The 13,619-nt window shown below is 69.6% G+C and carries 11 protein-coding genes; 4 read left to right on the top strand and 7 right to left on the bottom strand.

The window, feature by feature from the left end; genetic code table 11:
* The 6 genes from ABD295_RS09050 to ABD295_RS09075 all read right to left on the bottom strand — a co-directional run.
* Positions 1 to 811, bottom strand: an 811-nt coding sequence (locus ABD295_RS09050) for a DUF222 domain-containing protein (protein WP_344303374.1), incomplete at its 3' end; no start/stop codon positions are given.
* Positions 812 to 1,615: 804 nt separating this feature from the next.
* Complete coding sequence (locus ABD295_RS09055; RefSeq protein WP_344303375.1) at positions 1,616 to 2,359, bottom strand: succinate dehydrogenase/fumarate reductase iron-sulfur subunit; 744 nt, start codon at positions 2,357 to 2,359, stop codon at positions 1,616 to 1,618.
* The gene (locus ABD295_RS09060) at positions 2,356 to 4,377 is read right to left on the bottom strand and encodes a fumarate reductase/succinate dehydrogenase flavoprotein subunit (protein WP_344303384.1); all 2,022 of its coding nucleotides are present in this window, start codon (positions 4,375 to 4,377) and stop codon (positions 2,356 to 2,358) included. The genes ABD295_RS09055 and ABD295_RS09060 overlap by 4 nt, the downstream gene beginning before the upstream one ends.
* 43 nt (positions 4,378 to 4,420) lie before the next feature.
* Positions 4,421 to 5,122, bottom strand: coding sequence for a succinate dehydrogenase cytochrome b subunit (locus ABD295_RS09065; protein WP_344303376.1), 702 nt, complete (start codon positions 5,120 to 5,122; stop codon positions 4,421 to 4,423).
* 95 nt (positions 5,123 to 5,217) lie between these two features.
* Positions 5,218 to 6,660, bottom strand: a complete 1,443-nt coding sequence (locus ABD295_RS09070) for a sensor histidine kinase (RefSeq protein ID WP_344303377.1) — start codon at positions 6,658 to 6,660, stop codon at positions 5,218 to 5,220.
* Between the two features lie 26 nt (positions 6,661 to 6,686).
* On the bottom strand, positions 6,687 to 8,348 hold the full coding sequence (locus ABD295_RS09075) for an NAD(P)/FAD-dependent oxidoreductase (RefSeq protein WP_344303378.1): 1,662 nt from the start codon (positions 8,346 to 8,348) through the stop codon (positions 6,687 to 6,689).
* Between the two features lie 264 nt (positions 8,349 to 8,612).
* Between ABD295_RS09075 and ABD295_RS09080 the strand changes: the two genes are divergently transcribed.
* From ABD295_RS09080 to ABD295_RS09090, 3 genes are read left to right on the top strand one after another with little or no spacing between them, the layout of a single operon-like run.
* Entirely contained in the window at positions 8,613 to 9,407 is a 795-nt protein-coding gene (locus ABD295_RS09080) for a hypothetical protein (RefSeq protein ID WP_344303379.1), read from the top strand.
* A complete protein-coding gene (locus ABD295_RS09085) occupies positions 9,407 to 11,278 on the top strand; it encodes a fumarate reductase/succinate dehydrogenase flavoprotein subunit (protein WP_344303380.1) in 1,872 nt (623 codons plus the stop codon). The genes ABD295_RS09080 and ABD295_RS09085 overlap by 1 nt, the downstream gene beginning before the upstream one ends.
* The gene (locus tag ABD295_RS09090) at positions 11,278 to 12,054 is read left to right on the top strand and encodes a succinate dehydrogenase/fumarate reductase iron-sulfur subunit (protein ID WP_344303381.1); all 777 of its coding nucleotides are present in this window, start codon (positions 11,278 to 11,280) and stop codon (positions 12,052 to 12,054) included. The genes ABD295_RS09085 and ABD295_RS09090 overlap by 1 nt, the downstream gene beginning before the upstream one ends.
* A gap of 103 nt (positions 12,055 to 12,157) precedes the next feature.
* Here the strand turns inward: ABD295_RS09090 and ABD295_RS09095 are convergent, their stop codons facing one another.
* Positions 12,158 to 12,694, bottom strand: a complete 537-nt coding sequence (locus ABD295_RS09095) for a DUF1697 domain-containing protein (protein ID WP_344303382.1) — start codon at positions 12,692 to 12,694, stop codon at positions 12,158 to 12,160.
* A 267-nt stretch (positions 12,695 to 12,961) separates the two neighbouring features.
* On the opposite strand from ABD295_RS09095, the gene ABD295_RS09100 reads away from it, so the two are divergent.
* Positions 12,962 to 13,619: hypothetical protein (locus ABD295_RS09100; protein ID WP_344303383.1), on the top strand; the 658-nt coding region annotated here is incomplete at its 3' end.

The raw sequence follows: 13,619 nt of genomic DNA on the forward strand, positions 1-13,619 counted from the left end.
GGTCTTGGGGGTCGAGGTTGGCGATGAGGTCGCGGAACGCCTCGCCGCGGACTTGGTCGGCGGTGAGGCGTTGCCCGGTGGCTGGGTCGGTCCACCCGCCGGCGGTGTCGCGGCGTCGGGGTGAGGACTTGGCGTCGATGACGGTCTTGAGGATCGCGCCCTCGACGGGGGGCAGGACCCCGGAGTACTCCAGGGACCCGTCGGGTCTGGTCGTGTAGGTCAACCGGGTCCGGGTCTCGACGCGCCTTTCGGCGGCCTCGAGGGCTTTGCGTTCGGCGTCGTCGGCGACCTGGGGGGCGACGTAGGCCAGGATCCGGTCGCCGAGCTTGACCAGGTCACGCGGCCCGAAGTCGTCAGCGAACTCGAGGAGCTGTTCTTCGGCGAGACGGCGGACCTCGGGGCCGATCTGGGGTGGGAGCTGGTCGAGCGCCCGGACGATCACTCGGGCCTGGTCGAGGTGCACCCGCCCGGAGGTCACCCCGCCGCCGATGCGGGTCCACCGTGCGTCGAGGGCTTCGGCGAGGGTCTGCTGGGCGTGGGCGGCGCGTTTGTCGCACCTGGTCTGACGGGAGACCCAGTCCGCGACACGTTTGTCGGCGTGCTCGGCGGCGACGTCCTCGGAGGCTGCGACGACGCGGAGGCGTACGCCTTCGGCTTGTGAGACGAGCGGGGTGAGCCGGCGCAGCAGATCTGACTTCTGCTCAGTGGACAGGTAGGCCGGGTCGACATCGACCACTTCCGCGAGCGCCTTCTCCAAGACGTCGGCGAACTCCACCAACGGGTGGCGCGGGGTGGGTGTCGAGTAGCTCATCACCGGCAACGCTAGGGGTGACCACCGACAACCGAGGACCCTCAGAAGCCATCATCCACAGGGTTTCCGACGTTGTTGGTGTGACGCTGACCTCATCGATGGCAGCGCTGCCCGGAGAGTGGTCGCCGGGTCTCGTGACGGTCTGCGAGACCTCCTCGACCACCCGGGGGTGGTCTCGACTATCCGCTGGCAGGCTCGCTGCTCGACCACCGGGGTGGCTGGGCGGTCGCCTCGGCCACGTGGGGGTGGTCTCGACTATCCGCTCGCGGGCTCGCTGCTCGACCACCGGGGTGGCTGGGCGGTCGCCTCGGCCACCAGGGGGTGGTCTCGACTATCCGCTCGCGGGCTCGCTGCTCGACCACCGGGGTGGCTGGGCGGTCTCCTCGGCCACCCGGGGTGGTCTCGACTATCCGCTCGCGGGCTCGCTGCTCGACCACCGGGGTGGCTGGGCGGTCGCCTCGGCCACCCGGGGGTGGTCTCGACTATCCGCTCGCAGGCTCGCTGCTCGACCACCGGGGTGGCTGGGCGGTCTCCTCGGCCACCAGGGGTGGTCTCGACTATCCGCTCGCAGGCTCGCTGCTCGACCACCGGGGTGGCTGGGCGGTCTCCTCGACCACCCGGGAGTGGTCTCGACTATCCGCTCGCAGGCTCGCTGCTCGACCACCGGGGACCTCGCAGGCTCGCTGCTCGACCACCGGGGACCTCGCGGGCTCGCTGCTCGACCACCGGGGACCTCGCAGGCTCGCTGCTCGACCACCGGGGTCGCTGGGCGACCTCCTCGATCACCGGCCGAGACGGTTTCGGTCAGTGGCCGTGCCGGATGGCGGTGCGCAGGTCCTTGTTGAGCTGGGAGATCACGTCGAGCGGGATCTCCTTCGGACAGGCGGCGGTGCACTGGCCGATGTTGGTGCAGCCTCCGAAGCCCTCGTGGTCGTGCTGGCTCACCATGTTGACCACGCGCGAGTCGCGCTCGGCCTGGCCCTGCGGGAGCTCCCCGAGGTGGGTGACCTTGGCGCCCAGGAACAGCGAGGCCGACCCGTTGGGGCAGGCGGCGACGCAGGCACCGCAACCGATGCAAGTGGCGACGTCGAAGGCGCGGTCGGCCTTGTCCTTCGGGACCGGGGTGGCGTGCGCGTCGGGGGCGGCGCCGGTGTTGACCGAGATGTAGCCGCCGGCCGCGATCATCCGGTCCAGGGCCCTACGGTCGACGCAGAGGTCCTTGATCACCGGGAAGGCCGTGGCCCGCCAAGGCTCGATGGTGATCGTCTCGCCGTCGCTGAAGGACCGCATGTGCAGCTGGCAGGTCGTGGTGACCTCGGGGCCGTGCGCGTCGCCGTTGATCATCAGGCCGCACATGCCGCAGATGCCCTCGCGGCAGTCGGAGTCGAAGGCGATCGGCTCCTCGTCGCGCGCCTGCAGCTCCTCGTTGAGGACGTCGAGCATCTCGAGGAACGACATGTCCGGACTGATGTCGGACACCTCGTAGGTGTGCATGGCCCCCGGCGTCGCCGCGTCCGGCTGCCGCCAGATCTTGAGGGTCAGGTTCACTTGTAGGACCTCTGCTTCATCTCGACGAACTCGTAGGTCAGCTCTTCCTTGTGCAGGACCGGGTCCTCGCCGTCGCCTGTGAACTCCCAGGCCGCGACGTAGGCGTACTGGTCGTCGTGGCGCAGCGCCTCGCCGTCCTCGGTCTGCGACTCCGCCCGGAAGTGTCCGCCGCAGGACTCGCGCCGGTTGAGGGCGTCGATGCACATCAGCTCGCCGAGCTCGAAGAAGTCGGCGACCCGGCCGGCCCGTTCGAGCGACTGGTTCAGGCTCTCGGCCGAGCCGAGCACCTTCACGTTGCGCCAGAAGTCTTCCTTGAGCGAGCGGATCAGGTCGATGGCCTTCTTCAGCCCCTCGGCGGTGCGCTCCATGCCGCAGTACTCCCACATGATGTGGCCGAGCTCGCGGTGGTAGGAGTCGACCGAGCGGGTGCCGTTGTTGGTCATGAAGTGGTCGATGCGGGCCTTGGCCGCTTGCTGCGCCTCGAGCACCGCCGGGTCGTCGTCGGCGATCCGGTCGAAGGGACCGTCGGCGAGGTAGTCGCGGATCGTGTTGGGCAGCACGAAGTAGCCGTCGGCGAGGCCCTGCATCAGGGCGGAGGCGCCGAGCCTGTTGGCGCCGTGGTCGGAGAAGTTGGCCTCGCCGGTCACGAAGAGGCCGGGGATCGTCGACTGCAGGTCGTAGTCGACCCAGAGCCCGCCCATGACGTAGTGCACGGCGGGGTAGATCCGCATCGGCACCTGGTAGGGGTCCTCGCCCGTGATCCGGGCGTACATGTCGAAGAGGTTGCCGTACTTGCTCTCGATGGCCTTGCGGCCCAGGCGCTCGGTGGCCTCGGCGAAGTCGAGGTAGACGCCGCGGCGTACACCCTCGACCTCGGGGCCCACGCCGCGGCCCTCGTCGCACATGTTCTTGGCCTGACGGGACGCGATGTCGCGAGGGACGAGGTTGCCGAAGGCGGGGTAGATGCGCTCGAGGTAGTAGTCGCGGTCCGCCTCGGGGATCTCGCGCGGGTCCTTCGCGCAGTCCTCCTTCTTCTTGGGCACCCAGATGCGGCCGTCGTTGCGCAGCGACTCGCTCATCAGCGTCAGCTTGGACTGGTGGGCTCCCGACACCGGGATGCACGTCGGGTGGATCTGCGTCATGCAGGGGTTGGCCATCAGCGCGCCCTTGCGGTGCGCCCGCCAGGTGGCGGTGACGTTGCAGCCCATCGCGTTGGTGGAGAGGAAGAAGACGTTGCCGTAGCCGCCGCTGGCGAGCACGACGACGTCGGCGAAGTAGGTCTCGATCTCGCCGGTCACCAGGTCGCGCACGATGATCCCGCGGGCGCGCCCGTCGACCACGATCAGCTCGACCATCTCGTGGCGGGTGTAGCACTTCACGGTGCCCGCGGCGACCTGCCGCTCGAGCGCCTGGTAAGCGCCGATCAGGAGCTGCTGCCCGGTCTGGCCGCGAGCGTAGAACGTGCGCGACACCTGGACGCCGCCGAAGGAGCGGTTGTCCAGCAGGCCGCCGTACTCACGGGCGAAGGGCACACCCTGGGCCACGCACTGATCGATGATGTTCACGCTCACCTGGGCGAGCCGGTAGACGTTGGACTCGCGCGAGCGGTAGTCGCCGCCCTTGATGGTGTCGTAGAAGAGCCGGTACACCGAGTCGCCGTCGCCCTTGTAGTTCTTGGCCGCGTTGATGCCGCCCTGCGCCGCGATCGAGTGGGCGCGACGGGGGGAGTCCTGGTAGCAGAAGGACTTCACGACGTAGCCCGCCTCACCCAGCGTCGCCGCCGCGCTGGCGCCTGCGAGACCGGTGCCGACGACGATCACAGAGAGGCGACGGCGGTTGGCGGGGTTGGCGATGCGCGCCTCGAACTGGCGGGTGCCCCACTTCTCCTCGAGGGGGCCGCCGGGCGCCTTGGTGTCACGGATGGGCTTGCCCAGGCGGTAGTAGCCGGCGGCGTCGTCGTGCTCCTGCTCGGAGTCGACGTGCAGGGAGGGGTTGCCGGTCAGCGTGGTGTCCGGCATGTCGGGGTGGGTCGGGTGGGCAGGAGGGGTCACAGGGGCGGCCTTACTTCTCGATGACGCCGGCGAGCACGCCGAGCGGGACGATGCTGAAGCCGATCACGATGATCAGCGCGAGCGTGAAGCCGACGGACTTCGCGGCCTGGCGGGCCCGCGCGGTGCTGGTCCAGCCGAGGGTCTGGCACGCGCTCCAGAAGCCGTGGTGCAGGTGGGCCCCGAGCATCGCCATCGCGACGAGGTAGATGAGGGTCAACCACCAGACGTCGAAGGTGTCGACGAGGAGGTTGTAGGGGTCGTCGGTCGGCCCGCTCTGGGGGTTGACCTTGCCGATCGTGAAGTTGAGCAGGTGCCAGACGATGAACAGCAGCAGCGTCAGCCCGCCCCAGCGCATGATCAGGCTGGCCCAGGTGGCGCCGGTGCGCTTCTTCATGACGTACGGCGTCGTGCGGGCCTGCTTGGCCCGGGCCCAGAGCGCGAACGCGGCGTAGACGTGCAGCACGAACGCGACGATGAGCCCGACGCGCAGCACCCACAGGAACCCGGAGTGGGGCAGCATCGGCTCGCCCAGCGTGCGCAGGTGGTGCGCGTACTCGTTGAACGCGTCGTGTCCCGCGAACGCCTTGAGGTTGCCGTAGGCGTGGCCGATGACGAAGGCCACGAACAGCAGGCCGCTGAGAGCCATGAGCATCTTCAGGAAGATGGTCGAGCGGACCGCCCGTCCGTCTCGCACCAGGTCGGTCGTAGCCACGAAACATCAAGGTACTCGTCCTGGCATCCGCGTCACGAGTCGAACGGGTGTGACATTCCCCGGCCCACCCCTGCGGGTGCGGTGGCGGGTTCGGGTCAGCGGGGCAGGCGGACCCGCAGCACGGTCTCGGGAGGCTCGACGGCGGTGTCGTGGTCGATGTCGATGGCGCCGCTGTGGCGCTCGACGACGATGCGTCGGGCGATGTCGAGACCGAGGCCGGTGCCGGAGCCGACCTCCTTGGTGGTGAAGAAGGCGTCGAAGGCGCGGGCGGCCACTTCCGGCGGCATGCCGGAGCCGTTGTCGCGCACCTCGACGACCACGCTCTCGTGCTCGGCTGCGCTGTCGTCCGCGAACACGCGGATCCGGACCCGGCCGCCCTCGACCTCGCGCACCGCGTCGAGGGCGTTGTCGAGCAGGTTGGTCCACACCTGGTTGAGCTCGCCGGGCAGGCCCTCGATCTCGGGGAGCTCGGCGGCGTACTCCTTGACGACCTCGATGCCGCGCGCCTTGTGGGCCAGCATGACCAGGGTGCTGTCGAGGCCCTCGGTGACGTCGAGCCGTTGCGCCGACGCGCGATCCATCTGGGTGTAGGACCGCACCGACGACACCAGCTCGGAGATCCGCTGGGTCGCGTCGGCGACCTCGGTGAGCATGGTGAGCATCGACATGGTGCCGGCGATCCACCGCAGGCCCGGGGTGACGGCGGCGGCGGGGATCTCGTCGAGCAGCCGCTCGATCCACGCGACGTCGGCTCCGCTCGTGGCCAGCGCAGGGGCGATCGTCCAGGCGTCGTCGACGTCGGCGTCGTCGAGGCGTTCGCCGAGCTCCTCCTCGCGGTCGGCCAGGTCGAGCCCGCCCGAGGGGGCGGGGAGGGCGATCAGGTCGCGGCGGATGCGGTCGAGGGTCAGGAACTCGTCGGGGCTGAGCTGAGCCTGCGCGAGCCCGAGCAGCGCGTCGACCAGCGCACCGGCCGTCTCCTCCATCGCCCTCACCCCGCGCGTCGCGGCAGCAGCCGGGTTGTTGAGCTCGTGGGCGAGCCCGGCGGCCAGGGTGCCGAGGGTGACCAGGGAGTCGCGCTGCCGGGCGTTGGACTCGATCGACCGGGCGGTGCCGTACAAGCCGCTGATGAGGTGCATGCCCAGCGGGAACCAAGCCGTGATCTTCTCCCGCAGCACGGCGGACGGCACCTTGAGCACCCGCCCCTCGACGGCGCCTCGGCCGGTCGCGAGGTAGGTGCCGTTGGGGTCCCACGCCTGCATGCCGCCGGCCCAGCGGCCGGCCACGTCCATCCGGCCGACCACGACGTCCTCCCGACCGACGTGGCGGATCAGGTCGAGGGCGCCGTCCAGAAGCACCCACCAGTACGACGCAGGCTCGCCCTCGGCGAAGTACACCGTGCCCGGCTCGAGGACGACCTCTTCGGCCGCAGCCACCAGCTCGGTCCGCTGGTCGTGGGTCAGGCCCTCGAAAAGTGGGACGTCGGCGATGTCGGCGACCAAGTCCGGCGACCGGCCGTCTCCCACCTGGGTCTCTGTCATCTGGGCATCTGTCGTCGAGTCGGCCCTCAGACCGTCGCCAGGTAGCGGTGCACCAGGTGGACGGCCATCGCGCCCTCGCCGACGGCCGAGGCCACCCGCTTCATGGAGTCGAGGCGCACGTCGCCCGCCGCGAACACCCCGGTCACGCTGGCCTCGAGCGGGTACGGCGAACGGCTCAGCACCCAGTGGGCGCTGCCCGCGCCGTCGTGCCAGGCGATCTCCTGCCCCGTGACGACGTAACCGGCCCGGTCGCGGACGATCGCGTCGCCGAGCCAGTCGGTGCGCGGAGAGGCGCCGATGAACACGAACATCCACGTGGCGGGGACGTCCTCGCGGGTGCCGTCGCTGTGCTCGAGGGTGATCAGCTCGAGATGGCCCTCCCCGCAAGCCGCGGCGACCTGGGTCTCGTAGCGCACCGAGATGGTCGGCGCGGCCAGGATCCGGTCGACGAGGTACTGCGACATCGAGGCCTCGAGGCTCTTGCCCCGCACCACCATCACGACCTGCTTGGCGTGCTGCGCGAGGTTGAGGGCGGCCTGGCCGGCGGAGTTGGCGGCGCCGACGATGAAGACGACCTCGTCGCGCACCTGGGCGGCGTCGCTGGCGTCGGCGCCGTAGTAGACACCACGTCCCGTGAGCGTCTCGAGCCCGTCGGCCTCGAGCTTGCGATAGCTGACGCCGGTCGCCACCAGCACGGCCCGGGCCTCGATCTCGTCGCCGCCGGCCATCAGCACCGCGCGCACCGGACCGCGCTGCTCGAAGCCGACGACGTCACGCGCGAGCACGAGCTCGGCGCCGAACCGTCTGGCCTGGGCGATGGCGCGGTGCGTCAGGTCGGCACCGCTGAGCCCGCGCGGGAAGCCGAGGTAGTTCTCGATGGAGGCGCTGCGGCCGGCCTGCCCGCCCGGTGCCTCGCGCTCGACGACGACGACCTGGAGGCCCTCGGACGCGGCGTACACCGCGGCGGCGAGGCCCGCAGGTCCGGCGCCGACGATGCAGAGGTCGTAGAGCGGCTGCTCGGCGTGCGTGCGCAGGCCGAGGCGGTCGGCGAGGTCGACCGTCGACGGCGAGACCATCGGGTCGGTGTCGGGCACCAGCACGACGGGCAGGTCGTCAGGCCCGGCACCGGCCAGGCCGGCGAGCCGGCGGCCCTCCTCGTCGACCTCGACGTCGAGCCAGAGGTAGGGCACGTGGTTGCGGGCCAGGAACGTCTTGACCTCGTAGGTGCGCTCGGACCACCGGTGCCCCACCACTCGGACGTCGACCTCGGCGTCGGGGTTCTCGGCACGCCAGTCGTCGAGGAGGTCGTCGACGACGGGGTAGAGGCGCTCGGTGGGCGGGTCCCACGGCTTGAGGAGGTAGTGGTCGAGCCCCACGTCGTTGATGGCGGCGATCGCGACGTCGGTGTCGGCGTACGCCGTCATGAGGAGGTTCTTGGCGCCGGGTGCCTTCGAACCGGCCTCGGCCAGCAGCTCGATGCCGGTCATGCCCGGCATCCGCTGGTCGGTCACGATGAGCGCGACCGGCCGGGTGCGCAGCGCCAGCTCGGTGAGGATGTCGAGCGCCTCCTGTCCCGAGGTTGCCCGGATGATCCGGAACTCCTTGCCGTAGCGGGTGCGCAGGTCGCGGGCGAGCGCAGCCGAGACCGGCTCGTCGTCGTCGACGGTGAGGATCGTGGGTCTGGGCAAGGCCGCTCCCGGCTCGGCATCAGGACGACCGGGATGGCCCGAGCAGTCCCGAGCAGTACCGCCTGCCCCCCGGTGACCGGCAGCCTACCTCCGGCCCACCGGCGGCTGCCGCAGCTGGTGTGATCCATTGCACATCGCGCAACCGAGACGCCGACGAGGCTTCCCCGAGCGGACTCGGGGCGGCATGGTGTGATGCTGCACAGCGTCAAACCCCCGGCGAGTGGTCCCGACAAGGTCGACCACCGAGGGGCGCACGGAGGTGGAATGGCTACGACCGACAGTGGTGTCACCGGACCCACACGAGCGCAGATCCCTGAGAAGACGCTGCGCGCGGACCGTTGGTGGCTGGCGCCGCTCACGACGTTCGTCGTCTTCTTCAGCTTCGTGGTCTACGCGACCATCCGGGCATTCATGGGTCGCGACTACTACGCGTCGCCCTATCTCTCGCCGTTCTACTCACCCTGTCTGGGCGACTGCGTCGAGGGCGCCTCGGACTTCGGGCAGCCCTTCCAGTGGTGGCCGCTGTCCGCGGCGCTGATCATCCTGATCTTCCCGCTGGGGTTCCGGATGACCTGCTACTACTACCGCAAGGCCTACTACCGGTCGTTCTGGCTGTCCCCGCCGGCCTGCGGCGTGGCCGAGCCGCACGCGTCGTACTCCGGCGAGACGCGCTTCCCGTTGATCCTGCAGAACGCGCACCGCTGGTTCTGGTACGCCGCTGTGGTGGTCGCGCTCATCCTGACCTTCGACACGGTGCTGGCCTTCCGCAACGAGGACCACGAGTGGGGTCACATGGGCCTCGGCACGGTCCTGATGCTGATCAACATCGCCTTCATCTGGCTCTACACGCTCTCGTGCCACTCGTGCCGGCACATCGTCGGTGGCCGGTTGCGGCACTTCTCCAAGCACCCCGTGCGCTACAAGGCGTGGACGTTCGTGTCCAAGCTCAACCAGAGCCACGCCAAGTACGCCTGGTACTCCCTCTTCTCGGTGGCGATCGTCGACCTCTACGTCTTCCTGCTCGCCACCGGCACGATCGAGGATCTGAGGTTCTTCTGATGAGCGAGATCGCTGAAGGCGGCAGCACCCGGCACCCCATGACCGGCAACGAGATGTCCTACTACGCCGAGGGCGGCATCGAGCGGCACACCTACGACGTCATCGTGGTGGGTGCCGGCGGTGCCGGGCTGCGCGCCGCGATCGCCGCCCACGAGGCGGGTGCCAACACGCTCGTCGTCTGCAAGTCCCTGCTGGGCAAGGCCCACACGGTCATGGCGGAGGGCGGCATCGCCGCCGCCCTCGGCAACCGCTGGCCCGAGGACAACTGGGAGGTGCACTTCCGCGACACCATGCGTGGCGGGAAGATGCTCAACCACTGGCGGATGGCCCAGCTGCACGCGCAGGAGGCGCCCGAGCGGGTCATGGAGCTCGAGGACTGGGGCGCCCTCTTCGACCGCACCGACGACGGGCTGATCTCCCAGCGCGACTTCGGTGGGCACCGCTACGCCCGCCTCGCCCACGTCGGCGACCGGACGGGCCTGGAGATGATCCGCACGCTCCAGCAGCGGGCGGTGCAGATCGGCATCGACGTGGCCATGGAGTGCACCGTCACCGAGATCCTGAAGGACGGCGAACGAGTCTCCGGGGTCTTCGGCTACTGGCGCGAGACCGGCCGCTTCGTGGTCTTCGAGGCACCGGCGGTGATCCTCGCCACCGGCGGCATCGGCAAGGCGTTCAAGGTGACCTCCAACTCGTGGGAGTACACCGGCGACGGCCACGCGCTCGCCCTGCGTTCGGGGGCGTCCCTGATCAACATGGAGTTCGTGCAGTTCCACCCGACGGGCATGGTCTGGCCGCCGTCGGTGAAGGGGCTGCTGGTCACGGAGTCGGTGCGCGGCGACGGCGGCATCCTCAAGAACTCCGAGGGCAAGCGGTTCATGTTCGACTACATCCCCGACTTCTTCAAGGCGGAGACCGCCGACACCGAGGAGGAGGCGGACCGGTGGTACGACGACAAGAAGAACAACCGCCGACCCCCCGAGCTGCTCCCGCGTGACGAGGTCGCGCGCGCGATCAACTCCGAGATCAAGGCCGGTCGCGGCACCCCGCACGGCGGCATCTACCTCGACATCGCGTCGCGGCGTACGCCCGACTTCATCCGCAAGCGGCTGCCGTCGATGTACCACCAGTTCAAGGAGCTGGCCGACGTCGACATCACCCAGGAGCCGATGGAGATCGGGCCGACCTGCCACTACGTGATGGGCGGTGTCGAGGTCGACCCCGACACCCAGGAGACCGCGGTGACCGGGCTGTACGCCGTCGGCGAGTGCTCCGGCGGCATGCACGGCTCCAACCGCCTGGGCGGCAACTCGCTCGGCGACCTGCTGGTGTTCGGCAAGCTGGCCGGCGAGGCGGCGTCGTCGTACGTCCAAGGCCTGCCGGAGCGGCCACCGGTGGCGGACGAGCAGGTCCGCGAGGGGCAGTGGAGCGCGGTGGCGCCGTTCGCCTCCGAGGGGGGCGAGAACCCCTACTCCATCCAGTCCGACCTCCAGCAGGCGATGAACGACCTGGTCGGCATCATCCGCACCGCGCCGGAGCTCGAGGAGGCACTGAGTGCCATCGAGGCCCTCAAGGCGCGGGTAGGGACGATGTCCGTGGAGGGGCACCGGCAGTACAACCCCGGCTGGCACCTCTCCCTCGACCTGCGCAACATGCTGCTGGTCTCGGAGTCCATCGCGAAGGCAGCGCTGGCCCGCAAGGAGTCGCGGGGCGGCCACACCCGCGACGACTTCCCGAAGACAGACCACGACGTGTGGGGCAAGAAGAACCTCGTGGTCACCCTCGACGAGGCCGGGACCGGAGTCGTGCTCAAGGAACAACCGTTGCCCGAGATGCCCGACGAGCTCAAGAAGTACTTCGAGGAGTCCTGATGGCCTACGAGCTGAAGATGCGCATCTGGCGCGGTGACGCCGAAGGCGGCGACCTCGCCGACTTCACCGTCGAGGTCTCCGAGGGCGAGGTCGTGCTCGACGCCCTGCACCGGGTGCAGGCGACGCAGGCGGGGGACCTGGCGATCCGCTGGAACTGCAAGGCCGGCAAGTGCGGCTCCTGCTCGGCGGAGATCAACGGGCGACCGCGGCTGCTGTGCATGACACGGCTGTCGGACTTCGAGCCGACCGAGACCATCACGGTCACGCCGATGCGCACCTTCCCCGTCGTCCGCGACCTGGTCACCGACGTGTCGTTCAACTACCGCAAGGCCCGCGAGCTGCCGTACGCCGACCTCGGTCCGCGCGACGACGACGGCAAGCGCCGGATGGCTCAGGTCGATGTCGAGCGCGGCCAGGAGTTCCGCAAGTGCATCGAGTGCTTCCTCTGCCAGAACGTCTGCCACGTCGTGCGTGACCACGAGGACAACAAGCAGCACTTCGCAGGTCCGCGCTTCTTCCTGCGGTACGCCGAGCTCGACATGCACCCGCTCGACCGCAACGACCGCCGCAAGCTGGCGCAGGAGCAGGCCGGCCTCGGCATGTGCAACATCACCAAGTGCTGCACCGAGGTCTGCCCCGAGGGCATCCACATCACCGACAACGCGATCATCCCGATGAAGGAGCGCGTCGCCGACCGGAAGTACGACCCGTTGGTGTGGCTCGGCAACAAGATCGGCATCCGCAACAAGGACACCGACAGCCGCACCGAGGTCTGAGGCGCAGCCGCAGGACCTCGTCAGCCGGACCTCAGGCGGGCGCCGTCCAGGGACGGGCGATCAGGGCTCCGTGCGGCGGGTGGCATGCTCCCGGCCTCTCGGGTCAGCTCGGTGCATTGCGGATCCGCGCCGCGAGGCGCCTGATCGTGCTGACGCCGCGGGCGGTGCCCTTGACCCCGGTCAGCTGCTCCAGCGTGGGCCCGGCGGTGCTGCCCGGGCCACGGGGGTAGCGCTTGAACGACGTGATGGCGTAGCCGGCGCCACCTCCGAGGATGCGCAGATGACCGTCCGGGCTCGTCCACGGGATCTCGACGGGAACTTTGGCGTCGAAGAACACCACCTCGTGAGCCTCGTCGTCGGGAAGGTCGAGCTCGTCGGACTCCTCCGCGACGCACCAGACCCAGTTGGCGGTGCGGACGACGGCGATGTCTGCGTAGCCGGTGAGGTCCTTGAGAGTCGCGAGGACGGCGCGGGTCGTCGAGACGTGGGCTGCTGCCGTGAACAGGATCGTCCCGTTGGACTGCACGTTGTCGACGTCGGTCGCGCCAGCTGCTTCGTACGCCGCCACCAGCTGTGGCCGGGTCGGCGCCCAGCCCTGACCGAGGTTGAGGTTGCGGAAGAACGCGACCGACCGAGGCACGCGCCCAGGCTAGGCGGCCATCAGCTCACTGCGGTGATGGCGCCGGGTCCGGTCCACTCGTAGCCGCCTTGGGGCAGGCGGGTGTAGCGCCAGAGTCCTGCGGTCTTGGCGCGGTGGTGTCGTCGGCAGAGGGCGGCGAGCTTGGAGGGGCTGGTTTGTCCGGGTGGGCCGTGGGGGTTCGGCTTGGCAGCCGGGGGGTCTCGACTTTCCGCTCGCAGGCTCGCTGCTCGACCACCGGTGGTCGAGCGAAGTCGAGACCGGTGGGTCGTGACGGTCGAAGGTCGGTTCTACCCACCGGTGGTCGAGCGAAGTCGAGACCGGTGGGTCGTGACGGTCGAAGGTCGGTTCTACCCACCGGTGGTCGAGCGCAGTCGAGACCGGTGGGTCGTGCCGGTCGACGGTCGGTTCTACCCACTGGTGGTCGAGCGAAGTCGAGACCGGTGGGTCGTGGCGGTCGAGGGTGGGTTCGGGGTGGGCTGCTTGGCCGGTGTTCATCCAGATGACGGGTTGGATCTTCACCCGGGTGTGGCCGACCCAGTCGTGGAGCTTGGCGGTGGTGAGGGGGCCAAGCTTCTCGACCTCGCCGACGGCGACGGGTTCGTCGAGGAGGTCGGTCAGGTCGGCGTGCACGTAGAGCACCGTCTCGCTGGTGGTCGAGGAGGTTGCGCAGCGACTGTCAGGAGAGCCCGGCGGGGTGTCGACGAGTCCGCAGAGGGCTTCTGCTTTCCGGGCCCCGAGGGGTCGGTCGTCGCCGGCCTTCGCGGCCTCCTTGGCTTGTTGGCAGGCGTGTTGGTAGAGGCGGGTGAGTCCGAGGGTGTCGCCGGTGATGTGGAGCTCGCTGGTCCCGGCGTAGGCGGGGGTGGCGGTGGCGACCCGGCGTGCTTTCCAGGCGGGGACCTTGAGGGTCTCGACCATGGCGTGGCAC

This window comes from Nocardioides bigeumensis (assembly GCF_039531755.1).
Classification (GTDB): Bacteria; Actinomycetota; Actinomycetes; order Propionibacteriales; family Nocardioidaceae; genus Nocardioides; species Nocardioides bigeumensis.

Bases quoted from the DNA above. Each gene is read 5' to 3' on its own strand.
- ABD295_RS09060 (WP_344303384.1), bottom strand. From the start codon at position 4,377: ATGCCGGACACCACGCTGACCGGCAACCCCTCCCTGCACGTCGACTCC.
- ABD295_RS09070 (WP_344303377.1), bottom strand. From the start codon at position 6,660: ATGACAGAGACCCAGGTGGGAGACGGCCGGTCGCCGGACTTGGTCGCC.
- ABD295_RS09080 (WP_344303379.1), top strand. From the start codon at position 8,613: ATGGCTACGACCGACAGTGGTGTCACCGGACCCACACGAGCGCAGATC.
- ABD295_RS09085 (WP_344303380.1), top strand. From the start codon at position 9,407: ATGAGCGAGATCGCTGAAGGCGGCAGCACCCGGCACCCCATGACCGGC.
- ABD295_RS09090 (WP_344303381.1), top strand. From the start codon at position 11,278: ATGGCCTACGAGCTGAAGATGCGCATCTGGCGCGGTGACGCCGAAGGC.